General features: G+C 53.9%; 1 protein-coding gene and 1 pseudogene. Both read right to left on the bottom strand.

Annotated features, from left to right (window positions below; all coding sequences use genetic code 11):
- Positions 1 to 225: winged helix-turn-helix transcriptional regulator (locus EN749_RS37180; RefSeq protein WP_128365163.1), on the bottom strand; the 225-nt coding region annotated here is incomplete at its 3' end.
- A gap of 112 nt (positions 226 to 337) precedes the next feature.
- Positions 338 to 438, bottom strand: a pseudogene (locus EN749_RS39345) (uracil-DNA glycosylase family protein); the annotation flags it as partial.

The raw sequence follows: 438 nt of genomic DNA, 5'->3' as shown, positions 1-438 counted from the left end.
GGAATGGGAGGCGGTGCGGATGGAAACGAAAACCGTGACCTTGGTGTTGACCTTGACCGGATCGAGCAACGCCACACGCCGGCGGATAACGCCGTCTTCCTCCATCTTCTGGATACGCCGCCAACAGGGCGTCGTGGAAAGGCCGACCTTTTTCGCCAGATCGGCAACAGCCAGCGTGGAATCCTCTTGCAGAATGCGCAAAATCTTACGGTCTAGGCGATCCAATGCGTCTACCCTCCTGAATTAATTTCCTTTCAATACACTAATTTTCGCAGAAAAACAGAAAATTGTTTCACTAAATCCGCATTTCCACATGTTGTCGCAGAACCGGAAGCAGCTACTCCGTGAACCACGGGTTCTTTTTCAGCCACCCCGTGTTGCGCCAGCTTGGATGCGGCAGGGGCAAAATGCCGGGGCCGGAATTGGCATGGAGGTAGC

The sequence above is a fragment of the Mesorhizobium sp. M7A.F.Ca.ET.027.02.1.1 genome (assembly GCF_004022985.1).
Taxonomy (GTDB): domain Bacteria; phylum Pseudomonadota; class Alphaproteobacteria; order Rhizobiales; family Rhizobiaceae; genus Mesorhizobium.
The sequence above is the reverse complement of the archived record's forward strand: the minus strand, read 5'-3'. Positions and strand labels throughout refer to the sequence as shown.